The organism is Bradyrhizobium ottawaense, assembly GCF_900099825.1.
GTDB classification, from domain to species: Bacteria; Pseudomonadota; Alphaproteobacteria; order Rhizobiales; family Xanthobacteraceae; genus Bradyrhizobium; species Bradyrhizobium ottawaense_A.
The window spans coordinates 5264951-5291587 of sequence record NZ_LT629693.1 but is presented as its reverse complement, the minus strand read 5'-3'; the positions used below and the strand labels follow the sequence as shown (position 1 = coordinate 5291587).

Below are 26637 nucleotides of genomic sequence, written 5' to 3'. Positions count from 1 at the left end.
CATGCGGCTGTCGAGTGGACGGCGCGCGCCGCGCTTCATGCCCCCTCAAGGCGGGTGCGCGCCGTCCAATTTTTTGCGAGGGATGAAATCCCGGCCTACTTTCAGCACCCCTCGATCAATTGCAAGCGCGCCTGTTCGCCTTGGTGAGGTGGGCATTCATCGGTTGATTGAAAGAGAATTTAGTAGAGACGAAGAACAGCCATTCCCATCTCCAGTCCATCGCGACGTTGGCGTTTACCTTGCTGAGACCCGCCAACGTCTGACAAGGCCCTGTGGCGGAAAGTCCGCCCATCCAAATGGAGAATGTTATGCGAGGACGAGCGATGATGATTTTGGCAAGTGCACTGCTTGCCGGCAGCCTTATTGCCACGGGTGCACAAGCCCGCGGTGGCGGCGGTGGCGGTGGCGGTGGTGGCCATATGGGTGGCGGTGGCGGCGGCCACATGGGCGGCTTTGGCGGTGGCCACATGGGCGGCTTTGGTGGTGGCCACATGGGCGGATTTGGCGGTGATCACATCGGATCTATGGGCGGGGCTCACATCGGAGGCCTTGGCGGAGGCCACGTCGGCGGCCTTGGTTCCGGCCACATGGCCCGCATGGAGCACGATCACCTTGGCGCTGGGCGGCGTCATTTCGGCGGCTACTACGACTACGGCCTCGATTGTCCCTATAACCCGAATTACACGTCAAGCACCTGGCCGTATACCTGCACCTACTAAATGCAAGCTGATCCGGAAGCCGCCGACGGGCGGCTTCCGCCGTCTTATGGCTCGCCTGGAGAAGATGCCGACGGCAGAACGCCAGCTCTACCGGGTGAGCCAACCTGCGAGAGCAGTGGTTCGAGGCGTTATCGTTGATGTCGTGACTGCAGCTATTCACTAACGAACTCGCGCTTGAATTCGAATTTAATGTCCTAAACCTCATTTTAATGGCTCCCCCGCGCGCTGCGCCTATCCTTCAGTAATCCGCTCGAGTTTCGAACGGCGGACGCCAACTTTCACAGCGGAGCGACTGAAATGGGCATTGAAGGACAATTCGCGGGCCTCGCAGCTCGAACACGGTACGCACCAGCGTTTGTCGGAAACGGACCCGGCAAGGGTTATCTCTGCGATATCCGGCGCTTCAAGATGCTCGAAAGAGACCAGGAGTACAGCCTCGCCAAACGTTGGCGCGACCACGGCGACCGGGATGCCGCGAACCAGCTCGTTACAAGTCATCTGCGTCTCGCCGCCAAAGTCGCCATGGGCTACCGCGGCTATGGCCTTCCCGTTTCGGAAATCATCTCCGAAGGCAACGTCGGCCTGATGCAGGCCGTCAATCGCTTCGAACCGGAAAAGGGCTTTCGCTTCTCCACCTACGCGATCTGGTGGATCCGGGCTTCCATCCAGGATTACATCCTGCGTTCGTGGTCACTCGTGAAGATCGGCACCACCGCGAACCAGAAGAAGCTTTTCTTCAAATTGCGTTCGGCAAAAAGCAAGATCGCCGCCCTCGAAGGAGGCGATCTGCATCCCGATCAGGTCTCTCAGATCGCAAAGAGCCTCGATGTCGCGGAGCATGACGTGGTCGACATGAATCGACGCCTTGGCGGCGATCGATCGATCAATGCGCCGCTTCACGAGGACGGTGAGACCGGCGAATGGCAGGACCATCTCGTCGATCAGTCCCCCTCGCCGGAAGCGATCGTCGTCGAACTGGACGAGAACGACCACCAGCGTAAGGCACTGAGCGCTGCGATCGACGTCCTGGACGACCGCGAACGTCGTATCTTCGAGGCTCGGCATTTTGTCGACGAACCACTGACGCTCGAAGACCTCGCGGTACAATTCAACGTGTCGCGCGAGCGGATCCGGCAGATCGAGGCACGCGCGTTCGAAAAAGTACGAAAAGCAGCCAGGAACCTCGCCGCAAGCGCGTCGGCGGTGATGCAGCAGGCCTGGCGTGCCTGAACCAAGAGCCGATCAGCAGATCGCGTTCAAAACGCGCCAGGTTGTTGAGCCATGGATTGGCCCGCATAAACTGCACGCATGGTGCATCATGCGACGTGGGCCTCTTCCACCAATCTGAATTCATGCGCTCGCCGGCGCTTTCCCGGCGCCCGGCCGGTTTGTGGTATTCGCCATCGAGTTTCGGCTCTATTCATTGGCGGCCTGAACCAATCGGCGCAGCACCTCATGGCTTGGCGAAGCGCGGAGCAGAACCGGTGTCGACTTGTAGGACGGGGTTCCGGATTCGGCGTCGTAATGATCGAGCGCAACCAGGACATTCGCTTCCGGATAATACGCCGCGATCGATCCCTGCGCGATATTGTAGGCGACCGCCGTCAGGTTGCGCATAACGCGCTCGCCCGGTGACGATCCCACATCGGACACGACGCTGACATCGACCAGGTCTCCGTGCTTCAACCCGCGGCTGGCGAGATCCCGCTCATTGACGAACACGACGTCACGGCGCCCGGTAATGCCTCGGTAGCGGTCATTCAGGCCATAGATCGTCGTGTTATATTGATCATGACTCCTGATCGTCGTGAGCGTCAGGGCTGCTGGATTCGCCGCACGCGGATCCTCATCGAGACCGGGGTAAACGAAGAAATTTGCCTTCCTGGTCGGTGTCAGCCACTCTCGCTCTGATGCAGCAACATACAGCCGAAATCCTCCTGGCTGTTTGATGCGAGCATTGAAGTCGGCGAACTCCGGGAAGACCGCTTCGATGCAATCACGGATCTTTCCGTAATCGGAAACCAGGTTCGCCCATCCGACCCGGGTTTCCGGTAATGTGGCCAACGCCATCCCGGCGATGATTGCTGGTTCCGACCTGAGATGCTCGGACGCGGGCTTCAGTCCGCCACGAGAGGCGTGGACCATCGACATTGAATCTTCCACCGTGACCGACTGGGGGCCCGTCGCCTGAACATCAAGCTCGGTGCGTCCCAGGCAGGGAAGGATGAAGGACTGCTTCGCAAGCAGCAAATGGGAGCGATTGAGCTTGGTAGCGATATGCACCGCGAGATCGAGGTTCCTCATCGCCTTGAACGTGACTTCCGAATCGGACATTGCAACTGCAAGATTGCCGCCCAGACAGACCAACGCCTTTGAACGTCCGTCCCGGATCGCTTCGACAGCCTCGATCGCGTTGTGGCCCCTGTGGCGGGGCGGGTCGAATCCGAACACGCGGGCTATTCCGTCCAGCAATTCGTCATTCGGAACCTCCGTAATGCCGACCGTGCGGTCTCCCTGCACATTCGAGTGACCGCGCAGCGGAGAAATGCCGGCGCCCTCTCGTCCGATATTGCCGCGAAGCATCAGCAGGTTGGCGATCTGCTGAACATTGCCTGTACCGTGCCGATGCTGGGTGATGCCCATGCCGTAATTGATAATGACCCGCTCCGCCTTGGCGTAGATATTGCCGACGAACTCGATATCCAAACGCGACAAACCCGAAGCCGCTTCGATCGCGTCCCACGAGGTGGCATCGAGATCAGCCAGCAGTTCGTCAATTCCGGCAGTATGATTCTTGATGAAGCCGCGATCGAGAACACCTGGACCGCCATCGGCAACGCTTTTCGCATCGAGCGCCAACAGGGTCTTCATGATTCCCTTCAGCAAAGCGATATCGCCACCTACTTTCACCTGATAGTAGGTCGAGGCAATTGGCGTCGAGCCAAGCGTCAGCATCTCGACGGGATGCTGCGGTGACGTGAACCGCTCCAGGCCGCGCTCGCGCAGCGGGTTGAAGACGATAATCGGCACTCCCCGCTTTGCGACCTCACGCAGCGTCGTCAGCATCCGAGGGTGATTGGTCCCTGGATTATGGCCGATGCAAAAGAGCGCGTCGCAGTGATCGAAATCCTCCAGGGTCACCGTTCCCTTGCCGACACCGATCGACTCGGGCAGGCCGACGCTCGTCGCCTCGTGACACATGTTCGAGCAATCGGGGAAGTTGTTGGTTCCGTATTCCCGTACAAACAGCTGATAGAGAAAAGCCGCCTCGTTGGACGCCCTGCCGGACGTGTAGAACTCCGCCATATCGGGGTGCGGTAACGCTCGGAGCGTGGCGCCAATCCTGGCGAGCGCCTCGTCCCACGAGATTGGAAGGTATCGATCGGTGGCCCGATCGTAGGCCATCGGATGGGTCAGACGGCCCTCATTCTCCAGGTCGAAGTCCGACCATTTCCAGAGTTCGCTGACTGTGTGCGCCGCAAAGAATTCCGGCGTCGTCCGTTTGGCCGTCGCTTCCCATGAGACGGCTTTGGCGCCGTTCTCGCAGAACTCGAACGACGACGTATGTTTCGGATCGGGCCAGGCGCAACCCGGGCAATCGAACCCGTGTGGTTGGTTCATGCTGAGGAGACCGCGCGTCTCCTTTACGATATCCATCTGACCACGAACGGCATCCGCGACCGCTTTCAGAGCGCCCCATCCCGCTGCGGCGCCCTCGTAATCGCCGACGCCAACGACATCGTCCTTGCCCATGGTGATCTCCGTAGTCGCTAATGCTTGCCGAAAGGCATTTCTCGTTTCGATGAATGTTTTTCGTCAGAGATAGTCCAATGACGTCGGGCGCGAACGAGCTCCGCTCAACTAAAATCGAATTTAGACTTCTGAAACCGAAATTGGCTCGGCCTCCCTTCATCCGTTGCGGCTAGCTGCGATGGAGTCGGTGCCAAGACCATAAACGCGTATTTAATTGAACAGCCCGCGCGGACCAATCACCTTCCCGATCAGATCAGACCTGAGACCCGTTCTCAGCCAATCAGCCTTGCGATGTACGACCCGCGACAACCCAAATCGGACGTGGCGCTGGACAAGAAGCTTGTCATCTGCCGCCGCAGACTATTCAGAAGCCTTTTTGAGCTCCTACTGAGGGATTGACCGATGTCCGATAGCCTCGCACCAGGCGGGATCGCCGCAAAGCCGATCGACACAGGCGCTCGCCGCAGTCACGCGGTCGGCAAACGAAGAACGCTCATGCGATTCGCGCTGGTTGCCGCAGTCATTCCAGCGCTCTTCGCCGGCAACGGCGCCATCGCACAAGTCAGTGGAATGGCCAGCCCGACCCCTACCATCGGTGCGACCTCGCCGCTTGGCTTGGGGACGGTTTCGCCAACCGGCATCCCCCTTGGCTCTACCGAGCTCGCATCACCTGGAATTAGTCCAGCGCCCACCACCTATTCGACGGGCGCAACTGCAATGCCGGGCAGCAGCACGACATGCACGACCGTTGGGACTGCGCCATCCGGGATGTACGGATCGACCTCGACCTATGACGGCGGTGGAATGGCAATGGGAACCGCGACGCCGGCGACGGCGGCAACGTCGGGAATGTCAACATCGTCAGCCATGTCGACGTCGTCGGGAATATCGGCGACATCGGGAATGTCGACGACCTCCGGGATGCTGGAAACGTCGGGATTGTCGGGAATGTGCGGCTCCGGCTCGAGCAGCATTGCTTCATCGTCGACCCCAACGTCAACGTCGCCCACAACTCCGGGCGGCGCCGCCCGAACGGGAGTTCCGTTGGGATCCATCGAGATCGGGAATCTTGGGGTCAGCTCCGCAGCGGCAGTACCGACGATGACCGCATCGCCGACTGTGGGCACCGTCGGACTGACCACGTTGGTGCCAACCATGCCGACGATTACAACTCCGTCCACTGTTTCATCTCCTGCGACAAATCTGTTCCCGTGCCTGACGGGCGGCACCGGCGGAGCATCGAGCAATACGAGCGGCTGCTGAAATAACTATTCATCCGTGAGTGGGACCGACCATGAAAAAGAAAGCCACCATTTCCGCTGCTGTACTGACCGCCGCTATCGCGGCCGGCGGTCTTCTGTACTTCACGCACACTCACCCACTGGAGACGGCCGCGGCCGCGCCCGCTCCACCACCTGCGGTGTCGGTCGTCGCCGACGTGGTCGCCCAGCATGACGTGCCGATCTATCTCAGCGGCGTCGGCACGGTGATTGCCTACAACACCGACGTCGTGCGCGCTCAGATCCAGGGGCAAATCATCAGCATCAACTTCACCGAAGGCCAGACCGTGCATGCCGGCGACCTGCTCGCGCAGATCGATCCGCGGCCCTATCAGGCCTTGATCGATCAGTACACCGGAAACCTCGAACGCGACCAGGCCCAGCTCATCAACGCCCAGGCCAATCTCGCTCGCTACACCACATTGGGTGAGAAGGGCTGGGCCACTCCGCAATTGCTCGAGACCCAGAAGGCGCAAGTGGGACAGCTCGAGGCGGCAATCAAGGCCGATCAGGCGTTGATCGACGCCGCCAAAGTGCAGCTCAGCTTTACGCGCCTGACGTCGCCGATCGATGGCGTGGCCGGCATTCGCCAGATCGACGTCGGCAATATCATCAGTCCCTCAAGCACGAACGGCCTCGTCGTCGTTACGCAGATCGATCCGATTTCGCTGATCTTCACTCTCCCCGAGACCGTCCTGCCGCAAATTCAGCAGCAACAGCAGAATACCAAAGCTCCGCTTGCGGTTCTCGCCTACAGCCAGGACGATACGACCCTGCTGGAGCAAGGCGCGCTCGGCCTCGTCAACAACGAGATCCTGCAGACCACGGGCTCAATCCAGCTCAAGGCGAATTTTGCCAACAAAACGCACCGGCTCTGGCCTGGCCAGCTCGTCAACGCGCGGCTGCTCGTTGATACAAGGCGCAATGGCCTGACCGTCGCTGCATCGGCGGTGCAGCAGGGTCCGAGTGGCGCCTACGTTTACGTCATCGATCCCAACAACAACACGGTCCAGAGCCAGCCGGTCAAGGTCGCTCAGATCAGCAGCGGCCAGGCCCTGATTGATTCCGGGCTCAAGGCCAATGAGCAGGTCGTGGTCGACGGACAATACAAGCTGCAACCGGGCACGCGTGTCACGATGCTGCACGGCCAGGCAGCGCAGGAAGCTATTGCACAGAGCGCTCAGCAGGCACCCATCCCATGAACATATCCGCTCCGTTCATCCATCGGCCGATCGCTACCGCCCTGCTGATGGTCGGGCTGTTGGTCGGCGGCCTGGTCAGCTATCCGCTATTGCCGGTGGCGGCTCTGCCGAACGTCAATTACCCGACCCTTCAGATCACGGCCCAGCTGCCGGGCGCCGATCCGCAGACCATGGCGTCTTCAGTGGCGACTCCACTCGAATTGCAGTTCGGCGAAATCCCGGGTCTCGCCCAGATGACGTCGGCGAGCGCACTCGGCTATACCCAGATTACCCTGCAGTTCGATTTGAACCGTCAGATCGATGGGACCGTCAGCGACGCGCTGTCGGCGATCAATGCTGCGACCCCGTATTTGCCGGTGGGCATGCCGTACCCACCAACGATCCGGAAAGTCAATCCAGCCGACACGCCGATTCTGGTGCTCGGCCTGACCTCAGACACCCTGCCGCTGACCACCGTCGACGCCTATGCAGAGAATATCCTGCTGCAAAAGATATCGCAGATATCCGGCGTCGGTCTTGTGGGTATCGGCGGTCAGCAGAAGCCCGCCGTTCGCGTGCAGCTCGACCCGCAGGCTCTGGCGGCTCGCGGCATCAACCTCGAGGATGTTCGGACGGCGCTCGGCCAAGCGAATGTCGATCTGGCGAAAGGTACGCTCAACAGCCCGCGCCAGACCTACACGCTCAACACCAACGATCAGTTGCTGAAGGCCGATGACTACGCCAATCTGGTGATCGCCTATCGCAACGGGGCGCCGGTCCGCATACGCGACGTTGGCCGCGCCGTCAGTGCGCCGGAGAATGACCTGATCGCCGGCTGGTTCAACCAGAAGCGCTCGGTCATCCTGGCGATCCAGCGCCAGCCCGGCGCCAACGTGGTCGACACGGTGAACCGCATCAAGGCAGCGATGCCGGTGCTTCAGGCCTCGATTCCGCCCGCGGTCAAGGTCAATATCATCTCCGACCGCACCGAGACCATCCGCGCTTCGGTCAGCGACGTGCAGTTCACGTTAATGCTCACGGTCGCGCTGGTGGTGATGGTAATCTTCTTATTCCTCCGCAATTTCTGGGCCACCGTTATTCCGGCCGTCACCGTGCCGCTGTCGCTGGTCGGCACTTTCGCCGTACTCTACGAGCTCGGCTACAGTCTCGATAATCTCTCCTTGATGGCATTGTCGATCGCTGTCGGCTTCGTGGTCGACGACGCCGTCGTCGTGATCGAGAACATCGTGCGGCACATGGAGGAAGGCGCCTCGCCGTTCGAAGCGTCGCTGAAAGGCGCCGGCGAGATCGGTTTTACCATCGTGTCGATCACGCTGTCGCTGATCGCCGTGTTCATTCCGCTGTTCCTGATGGGGGGATATGTCGGCCTCCTGTTCCGCGAGTTTGCCATCACCGTCAGTGTTGCGCTGGTACTGTCGCTGTTGATCTCGCTGACGCTTACGCCGATGATGTGCGCCTACCTGCTCAAGCCGGAGAGCAAGGAACACGGATGGCTCTACCGGCTTTCCGAACGCGGCTTCGATGGCCTGCTCCACCTCTATGAGGCCGGCCTCAAGATCGTACTGCGGCACCGCTTCATCACCCTGATGACAATGCTCGGCACCATTGCGTTGACCGGATATCTGTTCGTGCTGATCCCCAAGGGTTTCTTCCCCGAACAGGATACCGGATTGATCATCGGCCTGTCCGAGGCCGCGCAGGATATCTCCTTCCAGGCGATGGCCGAGCGCCAGCAAGCCTTGCTCGACGCGGTGATGCGAGACCCCGCGGTTGCCACAGTCGGCGCGGCGGTCGGTGCGGGCGGCGGCAATACCACGGTCAATAACGGCCGCGTGTATATCGCGCTGAAGCCCCAAAGTCAGCGCGGCAGCATGGACCAGGTGCTCGCGCGGCTGCGGACCAACCTCGCCAAGATCCAGGGGATCACGCTCTATATGCAGGCCGCGCAGGACATCACGATCGGCGGCCGCGTGTCCAAGACGATGTATCAGTACACGCTGAACGACGCCGATCCCGGCGAGCTAAACCATTGGGCAGGGCTGTTCCTCGACAGGATCAAGACCATCCCTGGCATCGCCGACGTCGCCACCGACCAGCTCAATGCCGGGCCGATGCTCGACATTACCATCAAGCGCGAAGTCGCCTCGAGCTATGGCATCCTGCCCTATACCATCGACAACACACTCGACGACGCTTTCGGCCAGCGTATCGTCTCGACCATGTACACGACCCTGAATCAGTATCATGTCGTCCTGGAGGTCGATCCCAAATTCCAGTATGGGCCCGAAGCGCTCAACGGCATTTACGTCAAATCATCGAGCGGTCAGCAGGTGCCGTTATCAACGCTTGTCGACTCGGTGGTGAAGGTGGCGCCGCTAGTGGTCAATCATCAGGGCCAGTTCCCGTCGGTGACGATCTCTTTCAACCTCCTGCCGGGCACCGCGATCGGCCAGGCGGTCAGTTCCATCCAGAAGATCGAGAAAGACCTCGGCAAGCCACTCTCGCTCCAGACCAGCTTTCAGGGCAACGCCCAGGCGTTCGGCGACTCGTTGTCGAGCACGCCGATCCTCATCGCCGCCGCGCTGTTCGTCATCTACATCATTCTCGGTGTGCTGTACGAGAGCCTGATTCATCCGATCACGATCATCTCGACCTTGCCATCGGCCGGTCTCGGCGCGCTGCTGCTGCTGATGGCGGTTCACTACGATCTCAGCGTGATCGCGATCGTCGGCATCATCCTGCTCATTGGCATCGTCAAGAAGAACGGAATCATGCTGGTCGATTTTGCCCAGCACGTCGAGCATGAGCAGGGGTTAACGGCGGAGGAATCGATTTATCAGGCCTGCATCATGCGTTTCAGGCCGATCCTGATGACGACGATGGCGGCGCTGCTGGGCGGCGTTCCGATGATGCTCGGAAGCGGAGTCGGATCGGAGCTTCGCCAGCCGCTCGGCTACGCCATCGTCGGCGGCCTCGCTCTGTCGCAGGTTCTCACGCTGTATACGACGCCGGTCGTCTATATCTACCTGGACCGCTTGCAGACCTGGCTGTTCGGGGAAAAGAAGCAGGCCGCCCCGGGCCACGCTGAGGCGGCGCCTGCCGAATGAACGTGGTTTGGCAGGCCCTGCGGTCCTCCTCGAAGGGCCTGCCTCAATTCGGCGCGTATTGCTAAACTCCAATTTAATGGCTCTCCCATCGGCCGCTGCTTAATTTAGCAGGCAGGAATTCAAACCGATCCGGGACGCCATGAGTTCATCTGCTGCAATCCACATCGTCAGCCCGGCCGAATTCGATCGGGGTACGGCGCAGACGTCAGGCTCCGAACGTCGCGCCGCCATCGCGCCGGCGCTCGGCATTACATCGGCCATCTGGGGCGGACTGTTCGAGGTGGAGCCGGGATCGCGGACGGGAATCCATCATCATGGAGAGCAGGAGACGATTGCTTACGTCCTCTCCGGCATCTGCGAAATCCGCTGGGGCGAAAGCGGCGAATCGGTCGCGCGTGCACGCGCCGGCGATTTCATTCATGTCCCCGCTTTCCTGCCGCACATGGAAATCAATCCGTCGAAACAGGAGCCGTTTCGATGGGTGGTCGTGCGCAGCACCGCGACACCAATCGTTGTCAACCTTCCGGACGATACCTGGCCGTAAGCCGGGCGCTTCCTGGGGGCGGCAGGACGACACCGGCCGTAAGCCCAATGTCTTCCTGCCAGCAGCTTGAACGACTCGGCGAACATGGAGCCATCATGGACGAGCGCGAATTCAATACCGGGCTAAACGCAGTTGAGGTTACCCGCCGCACGGTCATCGAAACCGGGACCTCCACGCCGCTCTTGACCAAGCTCCCGGTGCGCGCATGAGCGGCCCAAACGCAGCTGGGATCCGACGCCATCAGATCGCAATTGGGGCGATCGCTATTGCCGCCGCGATCCTGGCGGTCGGCTTTGCGACGACGCGGAGCGTGGCCGCGGGGCCAGACGCAGCGCCCTCACCTCAAGCCGCCGGATATCTGCCAAGTATCAGCGACCTGATGATCGCGACAATTCAACCGCGGCACGAGCGGCTCTGGCGGGCCGAACAGGATGGCAACTGGGAATTTGCTGCCTACGAGCTTGGCAATCTACACGGGGCGTTCAATCGGCTCGGCCAAGCCCATCCAACGGAACACGACATCTCTTTTCCGGACATGATCGCTTCGGTTACAGAGCAGCCGTTCAAGGAGCTCAACAGCGCGATCCATTCGAAAGACACCACAGCCTTTGCCAAGGCCTATGCCGACCTGACTGACGCATGCAACTCATGCCATCAAGCTCTCAACCACGGCGTGGTCGACGTCCGCGTACCGAACCGGACGTCCGCGTCGGACTTGAACACCAACAACACCCCTCGAAATTGAAGCATGCCATGCAGGCGATTCAAATCGGCCCGATCCGCAAAAGCATCCTGAATGTTAATTTAATGGCTCACGATAATCGTGAGCCTATCTCTCACCTACACCCAGTCAATTTTGGATAGGAGACGTAACATGTTTTCGAGACGGGATATGCTGGCAGTGTCCGCTGCGGGCGCTGTGATGACCGCCAGCGCAGCACGTGCCGCCTCCTTCGGCAATCCGGACCTGCCGCCGCAAGGTGCAGTCAACGCCAGGGCTCCGGGAAATCTCAGGGATCCCGGCCCGCAAAGCGAGGCCATCGGCAACCAGTTTCCTTCGGCGCAATTTCCGCCGGCGACCGACGTCGGCGGCATGCCGATGGACTGGGCCTCCTTCAACAACGCGCCAAAGCGCGTCCAGAACGGCGGCTGGGCGCGCGAGGTGACGCAGAAGGATTTTGCGATTTCCGACACGATCACCGGCGTCAACATGCGGTTGACAGCCGGGGGCATCCGGGAATTGCACTGGCACCAGGCCGCGGAGTGGGCGATTATGACATACGGCAGTTGCCGCGTGACGGTTCTCGACGCCGTCGGGCGGCCCTACATTGCCGACGTCAATGAAGGCGACCTCTGGTATTTCCCGGCAGGCCAGCCCCATTCGCTGCAGGGTCTCGGCCCGGACGGTTGCGAATTCGTGATCTGCTTTGACGACGGCGACGCCAGCGAGTTCAATACGCTGTTGGTGACGGACTGGTTCGCCCATACGCCTCCCGAGGTGCTGGCCAAGAATTTTGGCGTTCCGGCCCAGACGTTCGCCAGGATTCCGCTGCAGAATCTGTGGATCTTCCAGGGAACGCTGCCCGGCGATCTGGCCTCGGACCGCGGCGCGGTCAGGAAGAACGGGGACGTTCCACCGCATCCGTTTATCTTCAGGCTTGGATCGTCAACTCCGACCAAGCAATCCAAAGGCGGCGACGTGCGGATTGCCGACAGCAGCAACTTCACGGTCTCGACGAGGATTGCGGCCGCGCTGGTGACGGTTCGTCCAGGCGGCATCCGCGAGATGCACTGGCATCCGAACGCCGACGAATGGCAGTATTACATCAAGGGCAAGGCGCGCATGACCGTGTTCAATACCGGGCCGAATGCGATGACGATGGACTTCAATCCCGGGGACATCGGCTACGTCAAGAAGAACCTGGGCCACTATATCGAGAACGTCGGCGACACCGATATGGTCTTTGTCGCGGTCTTTAAGGCCTCACGCTATGAGGAGGTTTCTCTGTCCAATTGGCTGACGCACACGCCGCCGGCGATGGTCGCCCAGCATCTGAATGTAGACGAGCAGACCATCGCGAAATGGCCGGACAACGCCCCGGGCGTAATGCCCGAATCGTAGATCACGGAGCCAAGGTCGGGCTTTGACACACCAAATGTTGCTGGTGGCGCCGCAAATAGCCGCCAGCGCATAACGGGATCACGAACGAGGCCGATATGGGTGCGCTCGACAACGTCACGATCGGCATGACCGCAGAGAAAACCGTGACGGTAACCTCGGAGATGACGGTCGGTCATTTCGTGGCTGACATGCCGCAGGTCTACGCCACGCCGATGATGATCCTGCATATGGAAATGGCCTCCGGCTCCGCGATCGCCTCGCATCTGCCGGAGGGCTTCGTCAGCGTCGGCATGGACGTGAAAGTCCGTCACCTCGCCGCAACGCCGGCTGGTCGCAACGTCCGCGCCATTTCTCGCGTGATCAGGATCGATCCCAGGAGCGTGCTGTTCGAGGTTGAGGCCTGGGACGGCGATCGCAAGATCGGCGATGGTACCCATCGCCGGGGCACCGTAAATGTGCGGGAATTTGAGCAGCGGTTCGGCGTAAAGCAGCTCACCGTGAGTATCGATTGAATCCATCCGAAAGCGCGGCCCTTCCCAGCCCACGGATGATTTTCCGTTTCACGACGACATCGCGGAAAAGGCAAGCAGCGACAGCAGCAGCGCGGGTGGCATGACGATGAGACCCAGTTTGAGAAACTGGTGCAACGTCACGTTCTCGCTCTCCCGGCGCAATGCGATCAGCCACAGCATAGTGGCGAGCGATCCTGTTACGGAAAGATTGGGCCCGAGATCGACGCCGATCAGGATCGCGCCGGCCACCTGCGCCGGCAACCGTGCGGCATGATTTGTGGTCGCGGCGATCAGACCCAGCGGCAGATTGTTGACGATGTTGGTTCCAACGGCGACGATGATGCCTGCGATCCACGACGTCGCGTGCGGCGAAACCGCCGCAGCGTCGTGCAGGTTGCGGGCCAGCGCGGACAACACACCGGTTTGATTTAACCCCGCGACAAGCACGAATAGACCCGCAACCAGTGGCAGCACGCCCCACGAAATATCGTTGAGAACCGGCAGCGGCGATTTCCGGGCGATGACCAGCACAATGGCCGTCAAGCATGCGCCGGCGCAAAAGGTCGGTAACCCGAGTGGCCGGTCGAACGCGGATGCCACAAGAAGCGCCACTACGGTGAGTGCGATTCCGATCGCCGCAAGTGTGGCACCTGGCGTCAGCGGCGGCGTGACCTCGATCGCGGCAACCTTTGCATCGAGCGCCCGCCGTTGCGTCAGCCGCAGTGCGACGTAGGTCGCGAGGATCGCAGCGAGTGATGGCCCGGCAAAATAGCGCAGCCAATCCCAAAGCGCCGGCATCTGTCCGCCGAACACGACGAGGTTGGCAGGATTGGCGATCGGGAGGACAAAACTCGCGGCGTTGGCGATGAAAGCGCAGATGAAGAGATAAGGCAGCGGCTCGACCTGCGCGGCCCGGGTCGTTGCATAGACCGCTGGCGTCATCACCACAGCGGTGGCGTCGTTCGACAGGAACGCCGTCACCAGGGCGCCGACGACGTAAATGATCAGGAATAGTCGTTTGGCTGAGCCTCGCGCATGCCTGACCGCCCGGGTCGCGAGCCAGTCGAACAGCCGCTCCTTCCTGGCGACCTCCGACAACAGCATCATGCCGATCAGGAAGAGATAGACGTCGGTGCCCTCACCGACGGCCGCGGCCGCCGTCCGCCACGGCAGCAAGTTGAACAGCAACAGCATCGTGGCACCCATCACCGCCCAGACGAATTCCGGCAAATTCCATGGCCGGGCGATTACGCCTAATGTTGCAGCAGCCGCAATAATCCAGATCGCCGAATTGAAAAGCATGAACGCGTGGAAACTTAATGGTGTCCGGCCGTTGGCACGACCTTGCCCCTGAAAACGCTGTAGCTGATGACCGTGTAGATCAGCATCAGCGGGAAAACGACGACGCCACCCCAAAACATGAAGACAAGGCTGGACTGCGGCGCGGCGGCCCCATCGATGGTGATGACGAACGGGATCATATAGGGCCAGAAGGACAGCGCCAGGGTGCCAAAGGCCGATACAAAGATCAGCGCGACCATATAGAACGGCAGGTAATCGTCGTGGTTCAGGATGCTGAGCGCGAGTACCGCTGCTGCGAGCGCTGCCGTCACGGGGAACACGAACAGATAGGGGCGATCGATCCAGCGATGCAGGATCGGAAGGTGCTCGACGAGCGCATAGGCGAACACAAGTAGAAGGAACGCCAGCACACCAATCGCAAGCACGGGAATCTGGCGGCGCGCGATGTCGCGAACCTCGGCGTCGCACTTCCTGAGCAGCCAGCAGGCGCCAAGAAGCGCGTAGCCAAGACACAGGCCGATACCGCACAGGACCGCAAATGGCGTGAGCCAGCCGATCTCCCCGCCGGAATAGTCGCCGTTTGTGAGTGGCAATCCTTCCACCAGGGCCCCGACGGTCAACCCCTGGATGAAAGTTGCAATAAGAGACCCGCCGCCAAAGCTCAAATCCCAGATCCACCGCAGTCGCTCGGTCTTGTAGCGAAACTCGAACGCCACACCACGCAGGATCAGGCCGAGCAACATGACGATGAGAGGGAGATAGAAGGCCGACAGCAACGTGGCATAGACAATGGGGAAAGCCCCCCACAGGATCACCGCGGTGACCACCAGCCAGGTCTCGTTGCCGTCCCAGATCGGCGCGACAGAGCTTAGCATCGCGCCACGCCTGGCTTCGCCGGTCGCCAGTCCGAACAGCAAGCCGACGCCGAGGTCGACACCGTCGAGCAGCACGTAGAGCAGAATGCTGATGGCCAAAAGCGAGACCCAGAACATGACCATATTCATTCTCCGGTGATGACGTAGAGCAGAATGCTGGCGGCAAACAGCGATGCCCAAAGCAGGAACATGGCTATTCTCCAGCGCTGACGTAGCCTGGTTCCTGACTTTGTTCCTGGTCGGCCAGCGACATCGGCCGGTTCGGAACCGCGAGATGCGAAGTCTCGAACAGCTTGCTGCGGGGACCAGTGCGGATAAGTCGATAGATATAAAACGTACCGAACAGGAAGATGAAGGCGTAGACCGCACAGAAGATCACGAGCGAGATGGTCGCCGCGCGCGTGGTCAGGAACGGCGTCATCGCGTCCGCGGTTCGCAACATGCCATAGACCACCCAGGGCTGACGGCCGACTTCAGCGGTGAACCAGCCGGTAATGATCGCAATGAAGGGGAGTGGAAAGCTCAGGAAAGTCAGCCAGAGCATGGGACGAATGTAGGCCAGGCGATGCCTGAAACTCAGATAGGTACCGAACCAGGCGAGCCCCAGCATCGCCAGGCCGCATCCCACCATGATGCGGAAGCTGTAGAACGGGATAACCACCGGCGGCCAGTTCTCCGGGGGAATGCTGTTGAGTCCGGTTTCCCCCGCCGTGAGGCTGTCGGAATCGATCAAGCTGCCGAAAGGCGGTGGCAGCGTGATTGCGAACAGGTTGCGCCGGTTCTCCACATCCGGCCAAGCGAACAGGACTTCGGAGCCTGGTCTCTCGTCGTTCCAGCGTCCCTCGATCGCAGCCATCTTGGCTGGCTGGTATGTGTTGACGTACCCACCGACCAGATGTCCAAACAGCAGCTGGACCGGCATCAGCACAGCGGCGAGACCAAGGCCCATGCGCAGCATGATGCGGGACTCGGCGTGATATACCTTCCGCAGCAGGTACCAGGCGCCGGTCGCGGCAACGCAGAAGGCACCGGTCAGGTAGGAAGCCAGCAGCATATGCGGAAATCGCGACCACACCACCGAATTGAAGATGATTTTGGTCCAGTCGTTTGGAACGAAAGCGCCATTCTCCATAGCGAAGCCGGTGGGCACCTGCATCCAGCTGTTATTGACCATGATCCAGAACGCCGAAAACGTAGTCCCAAGCGCCACCATCGCGGTTGAGAACAAGTAGAACCACGGACGCACGCGGCTGCGGCCAAAGATGAGGACACCGAAGAAACCGGCTTCGAGCATGAAGGCGGTAAACGTCTCATACATCAGAAGCGGGCCCTGGATGGGTCCGGACATTTTGGACAGCACGCTCCAGTTGGTACCGAACTGGAATGCCATCACGATCCCCGACACCACGCCCAATCCGAATGCCACGCCGAATATCTTCAGCCAGAATTCAAACAGCACCTGATAGACCGGGCGACCGGTCCTAAGATGAAGCGTTTCTAGAACGGTCAACCAGGCCGCCAGTCCGATCGTGAAGGATGGAAAGATGATATGGAACGTGATGGTGAAGGCGAACTGGATTCGCGACAGAAGAAGCGCCGTCATATCCATTTAATTCTCCTGGCCCGGGCTCGCCGCAATAACTGGATGCCCTTTGCTCTGGAAGTCGACCGTGGAGGACAAGGGCAACTACCTGAAGGTAGCAACAGGACAACGGACCACTATTAAATTCGCCGTTAGGCTTTAACCTCACCCCTGATCGGTCGCGCGATCCAGTACCCCCGGCCAGCGGGTCAAGAGCCTCACCAAGCAGCAACTGCTCGGGCGAGATTGCGTCAGTGCACGTCACGCTGCGGCGCTTCGTTCCGGCGGCGCCATGAATTCGGGCCCGACCGGATCGGTGATGGTCTCGCGCAGGATAAGGTCGATCTCGGCCTTGGCAGCGGCATCGAGCGACCAGCCAGTCACCTCGTCGACCGGCTTTAGCTGATCGGGATGACGCGCGCCCCACAATGCCGTGGTGACGCCCTGGTCCAGCATCCAGCGGACCGCCAGGTGGATAACGCGCTTGCCGAAACGTTGCGCGAGGCGGTCGAGCTTGCCCACGGCGGCCAGATATTGTGAGTATCGCGGCTGGAGGAATTTCGGGTCGGCTCGCCTCAGATCGTCGCCGCTGAAAGCGGTATTCGCCTGCATTCGTCCGGACAAGAGGCCGCGGCACAGCGCTCCATATCCCAGCATCGCAATTCCGTGTTTCTGGCAATAGGGCAGAAGGTCGGCCTCGATACCGCGCTCGAACAGATTGTACGGCGGCTGCAGTACATGCAGCGGCGCGACGCGGCGAAATCGTTCCATCTGGCCGACCGAAAAGTTGCTCACTCCGATGGCTCGGATTTTTCCCTGCGCGAACAGCATGTGCATCGCGTCCGCGGTCTCTTCGATCGTAATCAAGGGGTCGGGCCAATGAACCTGGTAGATATCAATGTAATCGGTTCGAAGCCGGCGCAACGAATCCTCGACCTCCCGCGCGATGCGGGCGCGACTGGCGTTGCGAGATACCTTCCCGCTCTCCCATTGCAGTCCGACCTTTGTGGCGATGATCACGCTCGAGCGCAGCCCGCCTTCGGCGATCGCCCTGCCAACGATCTCTTCGGAGCGACCGAATCCGTAAACCGGGGCCGTGTCGACAAGGTTGATGCCATGCTCGAAAGCGGCCTGGATGGTAGCGATCGATTCAGCTTCGTCGGTTCCACCCCACATCCACCCGCCGATCGCCCACGTCCCGATAGCGACCGGCGACACCCTGAGCGACGTGCCGGGAATGTTGGTGCGTTCCATGTTCATTTTGCGAGCTTCTGCTTGACGAGCCATGATCCTGTTCTCCTTGAGTGCGCGCGCCTTGGGGCTATTGGTGGCGGGCAAGTCCAACCTCAACCGGCGGTGACCGAAGGCACTGCGTAGAGTCCTGCCTCTTCGGCGGCGATGAGCCCGAGGGCAGTCCAGTCAAGGTCGCCGTAACCACGGGCAATACCCGAGATCAGCCGGTCCCGAACGATGCCCACCGACGGCATCGGAGCGCCGGCCTTCTCTGCCTCCGCGAGCGCCAAGCGCACATCCTTCAGCACGAGGGGCAAGACGAATCCGGGCGTGTAGATCTGCTTGGCAATCTTGTCGCCATAGATCTTGTGCGCGCGTCCACCGAACATCGCGCTCGTCATAATGTCGATGAACGGCTGCGGATCCAGCCCGCGCTTGCGGACGACGGCAACGACTTCCCCCAGCATCTGCAGCGCCGTTGCGCTCATCATATTGCCGAGCAGCTTGAAGAGGTTTGCGTCTCCTGGATCGGAACCGACGGTAAAAGTCCTTTGTCCGAGGCTGTCGAGGACCGGCCGGCAACGCTCTATATCGGCCGAAGCACCAGCGGCAACGATGAACAGCTGACGCGCTTTGGCTGCATCCGGATTCCCGAACACCGGCGCAGCCACGTAACCCTGCCCGTACCGCGCATGCTCGCTCGCCATGGCCGACGCCGCCGCCGTGCTAATGGTGCTCATCGATAGGTGGATCGCGCCGGGCATCAAACCCGCCGCCAGACCGTCGAGATTGTCGCTGCTGTCACCGAATACGACCTCCCTTACGGCATCGTCGTCCGGCAACATGCTGATGACGACGTCGCAGTCGAGCAGGTCGCCGATATCCGTCGTAGGGTTCAGACCGAGCGCCTCGAGTTCACCAAACTGATCCGGGCGGCGGACATATGCGATCACCCGTCGTCCGGCGGCTGCGAGGTTTGCGGCCATCGGCCGTCCCATGTGACCAAGGCCGACAAAGCCGATTTCGCCCAATGCCGACCGGCAGGTGGCGGCTGATCTCGAAATGACAGAGTGCTCGCGGGAAGGATTTTCAGATGCCCCCCCAAGAGCGACGGGGGAAGATTTATGCTTGGACATAGAGGTTCCTGACGGGTCCGGCCGAATCGTCCGCGGCTTGCGACGGACACACCCCACTAACTGGTGACGGACGGAGCTGGCGCTTGTCTCAGCTTGCCGCGCCTTACGTCTTCTTGCTTGGATTTGAGATGGCACAGCCGGACACTCGTCAGGTTGCATGTTCCGTCCGGGGGCTCGCGCCTCTCACCGTGAATAAAATCGAATTTAGCTATCTGAACCGGAATTTAATGGCCGCAACGATCCATCCGAATAGTCTCGGTGCGACTACAATTCTGATGAAAGCGCAGGGATGCGAGTGTCGCGAGAACGAATGAGTGATGTCGGCGATAGCCGTTCCGATTTTCCCTCCTCACCTCCATCGATCGTCGACATTTCTCCGCCTGATATCGCCCGCCGCCGACAGGCGACTTGGGGCGCAATACAGGCGGACAATGTGAGAATTACCCGGCGCGAGACCTTCGAATACGGCTTTCAGGCGCGAAGACACCTGCTGATCGCTTACGAGCGAGCAGAACGAGATGATGGCGAGACGCTCATCGAGGGCTTGCCAAAATCGACCCTCCGCGAGTTCAATTGCAAGCTCAGCTTGGTGCCGGCCGGACATCGGTTCTACGGGTGGCAGACGCCGCGGGTGCTGACCCGCGTCACCTATTTCTATATCGATCTGAAGGATCGGTTGTTTGATCCAGGATCCGGCATCGCCTGCCCTACGATCAGCCCACGCTTGTTTTTCTTCGATCGCACGGTCTGGGACACGGCGCTTAAACTCAAGGCCGAGGTCGGGAAGTCCGACCCAGGTAGCCGCGAGTATGCGGAGGCGTTGAGCCTCGTATTGATGCACGAAATCATGCGGTTGGAAGGAGCGACGTCCGCTGCGGCCAAACCACTACGTGGCGGCTTGCCGGTGTGGCGGCAGAAGCATGTGACGGAATTCATCGAGGAGCATCTTGCGGAGGAGATTTCGCTGGCCGCTCTGGCAGAACTCGCCGATCTGAGCCTCTATCATTTTGCTCGCGCATTCACGCAATCCTTCGGCGTGCCGCCGCACCGTTACCATATGGCCCGGCGGATGGATCGCGCGAGGAGCCTGTTGCAGAGGCCGGCGCTCTCGGTGACGCAGATCGGCATTCGGATCGGCTTTCGCGAGACCAGTTCGTTCACCAGGGCATTTCGCAGATTCACCGGACTTACGCCGACCGAGTATCGGCGCCACCGAGAGGACTAGCTTCGGAAGCTGAAAATCAGGATCACTTGCGTCAGAACCCATTGGCGGGGCTCAATTCAATGAGGGTCGCTGCCAACCTGGCTTGCGCGATTTGCACGTCGTGCTCCTGCGTGTCGAAGCTGGCCCCGATGGCGCCGATCACCTCGCAGCCTGCAATCAATCGTTTGCTTTCGGCCCGCCGTGATAGCGGTATGCGTCGGACGCAGCCGTGTGATCCAAGATCACGGCGTTCCCGTTCTGCGAGTAGACGTAGTAGCCGGCATCGGCCCGTGCCAAGGCGGGAGTTGCGAAAGCTGCCGCGGCGACCGCGGCTGCACCAATCAATGCTAATTTCATCATAGTCTCCTGGCTGGATGTTATTGGGGTAGGCGATGAGTTACATCGGAACGAAATTTCCTCTCCGCCAGTAAACTCCGCGTCAGAACCCCCTCGGATGCCGGGCGCTGGCGCGTTCATCTCATACAAATGATTTAGCAGCCAACGACAACACCGGTGCCTATTTGCCTGAGAGGTACAGACAGGAGATAGCGACCGTGAACGTCATCCCAGGACGAAGGGGCGTATTGAGGACGTTGGCTTTGACCGCGGCCACAAGTGTGATCGGTCTTGTGTCGGCGCGGGCCGAGCCCGCGGCGGCAGCCGTCGAATCCGCATTGACGCCTCCCGGCGCCACCTACCTTGACGCATTGAAGAAACGCCTGGCCCAGGCGCCGCGCCGTCGCGATTTCAAGACCGTGCCGATGATCCTGAACCATCAGGAGCAATGGGATCACGAAGCGTTGACAGAGGTGTTCTCCTATCGGCCTGCGCCAAGGCAGGCCTGGGACAACACCAACATCGGAGGGCCGTGGCTGAATCTGATGCGCAACGCGCTCAATTCGCAGATATGGTCGTTCAAGCATCCGGATTTTCTCGCCGTTTCGGTGACCCACGGCACGGCGCAGCTCGCGCTCTACGATCAGGCTATCTGGGACAAATACCAGCTCACGCGCCTTGCGGGCGACGAGTTCAGGACCAATACGCCGATCATAGAGCGGAAGTCGGTGGCCGCCGATTCCGTCGACTATGAGGACCCGGCGGGACCCTTCTCCGGCGAGGATAATTCGATCCCCGCGCTGATGCGGCGCGGCGTTGTTTTCATGTCCTGCCACAACGCAATCTGGGAACACGCCGGGGCCCTCATCAAATTCGACATCAACCCCGGCAAGCTCTCTCACGCCGCGCTTGCCGCGGAACTGACCAACCATCTGGTGGATGGCGTCGTCCTCATTCCAGGTGCCGCCGGCACGCTGCCCGAGCTGCAACAGGCCGGCTTTCACTACGCAACGTAGCAGCTGCCTGCAATGGATCGAGACCAGGTCCTGACTGTCGAGCCCGCTTATGTCGGCTTTGCCTTAAGACGGCACTTGGTGGTCGCCTGGACCGTCTTACTTGCCGGTTCCGCCGTGATTTCGATTAACGGCAGCTTCGACGCAGTTGACCAGTTCCGTTCCAGCGAACGGCTTGGCCAGGAAACCGAGGGCGCCGGCCTTCAACGCGCGGGCACGAACGCTTTCTTCGGGAAACGCCGTGATAAAGATAAACGGCGCAGCGTTCCCCTGGGCGCGCATATAGGTCAGGAGGTCCAAGCCGCTCATGGCAGGCATCTGGACGTCTGCAATGACACACGACGAGTCGTTTAGACGAGCCGACTGCAAAAACTCCTCGGCCGACGCGAATGTATGGACCAGGTATCCATGCGAACTGAGCAGGTTATTGGTGGCGGCGCGGACGGATGCATCGTCGTCGATAACTGAAATCACCGAGAGTGTTGGCAACATAGGGCTTCCTGAAGCGGGACCAAGGCACTTGCCCTAGCAAGGCCCTATTCGATAAATGCGCCATGAATCACTTTTGCAAAACCATACTTAGGTTTGTAGACGCTAGGGTTTATTGCGATGAATTCCGAGCGTTTCGGTCATTCTCACCAGATCCGCCAGCGAGTTCGCTCCCATTTTCCTCATGATATGACCCCGATGGAGCTTCACGGTGATCTCGGCAAGTCCAAGTTCCGCTGCTACCTGTTTGTTCATGAGGCCGGACGAAACCAAAGCCAAAACCTCCCGCTCGCGGGGGGTCAGGGAATTAAGAAGCACTTGCAAATGCGCGGTTATCCTGTCGGTTTCGCGCCGCTTGCGATCCCGTTCAACCGCTACCGTCACGGCATCCAGCATGTCCTGATCGCGAAACGGCTTGGTCAGAAAATCGACCGCCCCACCCTTCATGGCCCTGACACTCATCGGAATGTCGCCATGGCCGGTCATGAAGATGATCGGAATATTAATGTTCGCCCTGGTCAACTCGGATTGGAAATCAAGACCGCTCAGTCCTGGCAACCTGATGTCGAGAACCAGGCAGCTGGCGACGTCTGGAAGTTCGCCTTGCAGCATTTCAGCCGCCGAGCCGAATACTTCAACCGTCAAGCCAACCGACTGAAACAGGTTGGTCAGCGCCCTGCGCACGGAAGCATCGTCGTCGACAATAAAGACGATCGACTCGCTGGTGCTTGCCGGTTCATGCGATGATTTGGGTCGATCGGTCATCATGCATCCTCTTGATGCGCGGGCAGAGCCAGCTGAAATGTCGCACCAGGCCCTTCATTGCGGGACACCATCAGACGTCCACCGTGAGCTTCCACGATCGAACGGCAGATCGAGAGCCCCATCCCGAGGCCGCTGGACTTGGTGGTGAAGAAAGCGTTGAACAGCCGATTTGCATTGTCGGCAGCAATCCCGATGCCGCAATCGGTCACGCTTACGAGCGCGTGTCGTGCCTCGTCCTGGCCTGATCGTACTGCGAGTTCGCGCGGTCGATCCGTGACTGGCTGCATCGCCTCAATCCCGTTCATCACCAGGTTGATGATCACCTGTTGCAGCTGCACCCGATCACCAAGGATCATGGGCAGCGGCGCCAGCTCCATTCGCACCGATACGCGGTGGCTGGCCAGTTCGCGCTGCACCAGCACCATGACGTCCCTCACGACGTCGTTGAGGTCGAGCGGCACTTTCTCAACGTCGGTCTTGTTCGCGAGCGCCCGGACACGGCGGATAACCTCGCTCGCCCGAGTGGCGTCGTTGATGACCCATTCTGCCGAGCGGCGAGCGGCGGCCAAGTCAGGAGTTGCGCGGTCGAGCCAGCGCAGACATGCCTCTGCATTGGCGACGACGGCGGCAAGCGGCTGATTAACCTCATGGGCGATGGAGGCCGTCAGCTCACCCAGCGCGGTCACGCGCGTCACATGTGCGAGTTCGGCCTGTGCTTTGTGCAGCTTCTCCTCGGCCCGTTTGGTCGCTGTGACATCCGTCACCGCCCCAACAAACTCGATGCCACCTGATGCATCTCTCGTAGCACGGGCCACCGCGCGGACATGTTTCACCGAGCCATCCGGCATCATCAGCCGATACGCATGATCGTAATCATTTTGATCGGTGGAGGCACGGTTGATGGCCTTTCGCACGGCAACACGATCCTCCGGATGCGTTCGCGCAAGAACCATATCGACGGTCGCGGATGACGCCTCGTCGTATCCAAAAATCCTGAAGGTTTCCGCTGACCAGGTATTCTCGCCGGTAGCGACGCGCCAGCCGAAGGTACCGGTAAGGCTCAATCGCTGTGCCTGGGCCAGATAGGCTTCGCTCTGGCGCAGAGCATTTTCGGTCCGCTTGCGGTCCTCGATGTCGGTCGACGACCCGTACCATTTGACGATGTTGCCTGACTCATCGCGCAGCGGCACGCCTCGGAACAAAAACCAGCGATATTCACCGTCGAAACGCCGCAGCCGGGCTTCAAGCTCTCCGGGCATACCGGACGCCCGTATTGCGCTCCACTTCACCAGCATGCCCTTCTTGTCGTCAGGATGAAAGGCGCGAGGCCAGCCGGCTTCGGCTTGATCCGGTGTGAGGCCGGTGTAATCGAGCGCCGGCTGATTGAGGAAATCGGGAACCCCGTCCACACCGGCGCGCCAGACCAGCGTCGGGATTGTGTCGATCACCAGTCGAATGCGGTCTTCGGATCTCTGGATTTCCTCGAACGCCCGTTGCAACTTCTCCTTGGCTTCGAATTGCTCGGTTACATCCACATGCGTACCGATTAACTCAGTCACATCGCCGTCGCTATTGATGACGGTGTGCCCCACGGAACGCACACGCTTGATCGATCCATCCGGAAGTACAATCCGGAAAATCACGTCGAAAACCTCTTTCTCTCGGATTGCTCGAGACGCTGCTTCGATATTGCGGCCCCTGTCTTCGGGATGGATGCGGTCCCGGAACGCCTGCAGCGACACAGGACCTTTGTCCGGATCGAAGCCGAAAATGTGGTACACTCCGGGTGACCGATAAGCGAACTCACGGCGCCGCACGTCCCAGGCCCAACTGCTTGTGTGACTCAAACGCTGGGCTTCGTCCAAATAGGCCTCACTCCGTCGCAGCTTCCCCTCCGCCTCTCTTGCAACGGTAACGTCGGTGACGGCTCCGAAAAATTCGGTGCTACCCGACGCATCTCTTGCCGCATGAGCCACGACGTGGACATATCTCACCGAGTCATCCGGCATCAACAATCGATATTCGTGGTCAAAATCCTTTCCGTCGATGGAAGCATGCTCAATGGTCTTTTGAACGGCGACGCGATCTTCCGGATGGGTGCGCTGGACAATCACTTCGAGGGTCGGCTTCGCTGCTGGATCATGCTGGAAGATCCGGAAGGTTTCCTCTGACCAGAAGATCTCTCCGCTGGCGACGTTCCAACCGAAGCTTCCGGTGCGGCTCAACCTCTGCGCTTCGGTCAAATACATTGTACTGGCCATGAGCGCGGCTTCAATCCGCTTTTGATCTTCTATCGCCGCTTGCAGATCTTCGCCGGAACGCCGCAAATCTTCTGTTGTTTTCTTCTGCGACGAGATCACGCATGCAACAAGGAAGGACGTGATAGAGAACAGTATGAGGCGTGGCACCTCCGTAACATGCAGAACGAATAGACTGTGCTTCCAGGTAAATGAATTGATGGGCGGCACCAGATAATAATGGAAAGCCAGAAGGGCGAGTGCGATCGCCAACAGCGCGGGTCCGAAGCCGGCGAACCACGCGGTGAAGATGACAGCACAAAGCATCAGCGAAGCGATTGGCTCGGCTTGCAGCAGACTTGTCACAAGTTCCCCAGCCATGATTGCAACAGCAACCGACAGGACCGCCACGACGTAAGAGGAGATCCGATGGTCGGCGCTGCCGAGGAAATGCCGCGCGGCCAGATTCCGGAATTGGGTGGGCTGGATACGTGTCATCTACAAGTGCGTCCTGCGGCTCCGGCGACGGCAATTAGAGCACTTTGCAGGAAAATCAGCAATTCCGTCGATCGATACGATCGCACACCTATACGGTCCGGCGACATGGGGTACGACGGAGCACCCTAAACGTCCGTATAGTTCTTCCAAACCCATTCTATATCGGATGCTTACCTGCGTACGATTGAGCGGATGATCCCGATCCTCCTAATCTCACTGCCAATCGGAATATCCGATCGCAGGTGACAACATGTCCAGGATCTCGGTCAAAGAGATTGAGCGCAACCGTCCTGAGTACGGCGGACTTCGTCACGTAAAGGCAAGTACCGACCGCTACCCACGCAGAGCCCACGGGAGGCAACGATGCACAACGGTCCCCAACGTCTTTGGAACGGCGCGACCGGGCGTTGCGCGATATGTAACAGGAAGTTTGGCCTCATCCGTTACTACTGCTGGCGAACCGCAATTTGTTCGAGGAAGTGTGCCGACCGCTTCAAGACTCGTCAGGACGACGACCGCAGATGGTTGCGTCGATTTCCAGCTGCCGCCTGACAACAGCTACGGCGCGCATCGCGCGCCTCCACCCAGCGTCCATCACCAGTTCAAGGCGTTGCTCTGCTTCGCATCGGGAAACACCTCATGAGATACATCCTCGTAAATGGCAGGACGCCCTTTCGGCAATCCTTCTGCGTGATGTGCGAAGCGCCTATCGGCCCGCGCTATCTGCG

21 protein-coding genes are annotated in these 26637 nt (G+C 60.1%); 10 read left to right on the top strand and 11 right to left on the bottom strand.

Going from position 1 to position 26637, the window contains the following annotated elements:
• Positions 1-323: 323 nt before the first annotated feature.
• Both BLR13_RS40360 and rpoH read left to right on the top strand, forming a co-directional pair.
• Entirely contained in the window at positions 324-719 is a 396-nt protein-coding gene (locus BLR13_RS40360) for a hypothetical protein (protein WP_143039675.1), read from the top strand.
• Between the two features lie 297 nt (positions 720-1016).
• Entirely contained in the window at positions 1017-1949 is a 933-nt protein-coding gene (rpoH, locus tag BLR13_RS24680; protein ID WP_079585992.1) for an RNA polymerase sigma factor RpoH, read from the top strand.
• A 186-nt stretch (positions 1950-2135) separates the two neighbouring features.
• Here the strand turns inward: rpoH and BLR13_RS24675 are convergent, their stop codons facing one another.
• Positions 2136-4472 (bottom strand): FdhF/YdeP family oxidoreductase, encoded by a 2337-nt coding sequence (locus BLR13_RS24675; RefSeq protein ID WP_074818527.1) that lies wholly within the window; start codon positions 4470-4472, stop codon positions 2136-2138.
• Positions 4473-5260: 788 nt separating this feature from the next.
• Positions 5261-5653 (bottom strand): hypothetical protein, encoded by a 393-nt coding sequence (locus BLR13_RS24670; RefSeq protein WP_143039676.1) that lies wholly within the window; start codon positions 5651-5653, stop codon positions 5261-5263.
• Positions 5654-5766: 113 nt separating this feature from the next.
• Here BLR13_RS24670 and BLR13_RS24665 point away from each other — a divergent pair, with 113 nt between their 5' ends.
• The 6 genes from BLR13_RS24665 to BLR13_RS24640 all read left to right on the top strand — a co-directional run bounded on the left by BLR13_RS24665 (position 5767) and on the right by BLR13_RS24640 (position 13239).
• Positions 5767-6954, top strand: coding sequence for an efflux RND transporter periplasmic adaptor subunit (locus BLR13_RS24665; RefSeq protein ID WP_074818532.1), 1188 nt, complete (start codon positions 5767-5769; stop codon positions 6952-6954).
• On the top strand, positions 6951-10061 hold the full coding sequence (locus BLR13_RS24660; protein WP_074818535.1) for an efflux RND transporter permease subunit: 3111 nt from the start codon (positions 6951-6953) through the stop codon (positions 10059-10061). The genes BLR13_RS24665 and BLR13_RS24660 overlap by 4 nt, the downstream gene beginning before the upstream one ends.
• Positions 10062-10200: 139 nt before the next feature.
• Positions 10201-10605, top strand: coding sequence for a cupin domain-containing protein (locus BLR13_RS24655; RefSeq protein WP_074818538.1), 405 nt, complete (start codon positions 10201-10203; stop codon positions 10603-10605).
• A 205-nt stretch (positions 10606-10810) separates the two neighbouring features.
• Positions 10811-11350, top strand: a complete 540-nt coding sequence (locus tag BLR13_RS24650) for a cytochrome family protein (RefSeq protein ID WP_074818542.1) — start codon at positions 10811-10813, stop codon at positions 11348-11350.
• A 129-nt stretch (positions 11351-11479) separates the two neighbouring features.
• The gene (locus BLR13_RS24645) at positions 11480-12727 is read left to right on the top strand and encodes an oxalate decarboxylase family bicupin (protein ID WP_074818544.1); all 1248 of its coding nucleotides are present in this window, start codon (positions 11480-11482) and stop codon (positions 12725-12727) included.
• 95 nt (positions 12728-12822) lie between these two features.
• The gene (locus tag BLR13_RS24640) at positions 12823-13239 is read left to right on the top strand and encodes a thioesterase family protein (RefSeq protein WP_074818546.1); all 417 of its coding nucleotides are present in this window, start codon (positions 12823-12825) and stop codon (positions 13237-13239) included.
• Between the two features lie 48 nt (positions 13240-13287).
• Here BLR13_RS24640 and BLR13_RS24635 read toward each other — a convergent pair whose 3' ends face one another.
• The 5 genes from BLR13_RS24635 to BLR13_RS24615 form a co-directional block, all read right to left on the bottom strand.
• Complete coding sequence (locus BLR13_RS24635; protein WP_074818549.1) at positions 13288-14541, bottom strand: arsenic transporter; 1254 nt, start codon at positions 14539-14541, stop codon at positions 13288-13290.
• Positions 14542-14555: 14 nt separating this feature from the next.
• Positions 14556-15539 carry a cytochrome d ubiquinol oxidase subunit II gene (gene cydB, locus BLR13_RS24630; protein WP_074818551.1) on the bottom strand — a complete coding sequence of 328 codons (984 nt, stop codon included), beginning with the start codon at positions 15537-15539 and terminating at the stop codon, positions 14556-14558.
• Positions 15540-15609: 70 nt separating this feature from the next.
• Complete coding sequence (locus BLR13_RS24625; RefSeq protein ID WP_074818554.1) at positions 15610-17025, bottom strand: cytochrome ubiquinol oxidase subunit I; 1416 nt, start codon at positions 17023-17025, stop codon at positions 15610-15612.
• Positions 17026-17259: 234 nt separating this feature from the next.
• Positions 17260-18285, bottom strand: coding sequence for an aldo/keto reductase (locus tag BLR13_RS24620; RefSeq protein WP_349517533.1), 1026 nt, complete (start codon positions 18283-18285; stop codon positions 17260-17262).
• A gap of 59 nt (positions 18286-18344) precedes the next feature.
• Positions 18345-19367 carry an NAD(P)-dependent oxidoreductase gene (locus BLR13_RS24615; RefSeq protein ID WP_074818559.1) on the bottom strand — a complete coding sequence of 341 codons (1023 nt, stop codon included), beginning with the start codon at positions 19365-19367 and terminating at the stop codon, positions 18345-18347.
• A gap of 310 nt (positions 19368-19677) precedes the next feature.
• On the opposite strand from BLR13_RS24615, the gene BLR13_RS24610 reads away from it, so the two are divergent.
• The gene (locus tag BLR13_RS24610) at positions 19678-20592 is read left to right on the top strand and encodes an AraC family transcriptional regulator (RefSeq protein ID WP_157793717.1); all 915 of its coding nucleotides are present in this window, start codon (positions 19678-19680) and stop codon (positions 20590-20592) included.
• 156 nt (positions 20593-20748) lie between these two features.
• On the opposite strand, the gene BLR13_RS40355 is transcribed toward BLR13_RS24610, so the two are convergent.
• Complete coding sequence (locus BLR13_RS40355) at positions 20749-20931, bottom strand: hypothetical protein (protein ID WP_154070785.1); 183 nt, start codon at positions 20929-20931, stop codon at positions 20749-20751.
• A gap of 269 nt (positions 20932-21200) precedes the next feature.
• Between BLR13_RS40355 and BLR13_RS24605 the strand changes: the two genes are divergently transcribed.
• The gene (locus BLR13_RS24605) at positions 21201-21923 is read left to right on the top strand and encodes a transcriptional initiation protein Tat (RefSeq protein ID WP_244524932.1); all 723 of its coding nucleotides are present in this window, start codon (positions 21201-21203) and stop codon (positions 21921-21923) included.
• 96 nt (positions 21924-22019) lie between these two features.
• On the opposite strand, the gene BLR13_RS24600 is transcribed toward BLR13_RS24605, so the two are convergent.
• The 3 genes from BLR13_RS24600 to BLR13_RS24590 all read right to left on the bottom strand — a co-directional run bounded on the left by BLR13_RS24600 (position 22020) and on the right by BLR13_RS24590 (position 25909).
• Positions 22020-22412 carry a response regulator transcription factor gene (locus BLR13_RS24600; RefSeq protein ID WP_074818560.1) on the bottom strand — a complete coding sequence of 131 codons (393 nt, stop codon included), beginning with the start codon at positions 22410-22412 and terminating at the stop codon, positions 22020-22022.
• Between the two features lie 102 nt (positions 22413-22514).
• Positions 22515-23174 carry a response regulator transcription factor gene (locus tag BLR13_RS24595; RefSeq protein WP_074831149.1) on the bottom strand — a complete coding sequence of 220 codons (660 nt, stop codon included), beginning with the start codon at positions 23172-23174 and terminating at the stop codon, positions 22515-22517.
• Complete coding sequence (locus BLR13_RS24590) at positions 23174-25909, bottom strand: PAS domain-containing protein (RefSeq protein WP_074818563.1); 2736 nt, start codon at positions 25907-25909, stop codon at positions 23174-23176. The genes BLR13_RS24595 and BLR13_RS24590 overlap by 1 nt, the downstream gene beginning before the upstream one ends.
• Positions 25910-26637 lie beyond the last annotated feature (728 nt).